General features: G+C 72.7%; 1 pseudogene. It reads left to right on the top strand.

Going from position 1 to position 278, the window contains the following annotated elements:
* A pseudogene (locus tag KBI52_RS00360) lies at positions 1-278 on the top strand (RTX toxin); the annotation flags it as partial.

Here is a 278-nt window from a genome sequence, read left to right on the forward strand (position 1 = left end):
ATCGACGGCGGCGAGGGCTGGGACGTGGCCTCGTACCAGAGCGCCACGAGCGGCATCACGGTCGACCTCACCAGCAACGCCAACAGCGGCGCCGCCGCCGGCGACACGATCCTCAACGTCGAGGTGCTGCAGGGCTCGAACCATGCCGACCGGCTCACCGGCCTCGACCGCGGCAACGGCAGCGGCGTCCAGCTCTACGGCGAGGGCGGCGATGACGGGCTCACCGGCAAGGCCGGCGGCGATGCCCTGTTCGGCGGCGCCGGCAACGACTGGCTCGA

Source organism: Microvirga sp. HBU67558, assembly GCF_018069605.1.
Classification (GTDB): Bacteria; Pseudomonadota; Alphaproteobacteria; order Rhizobiales; family Beijerinckiaceae; genus Microvirga; species Microvirga terrae.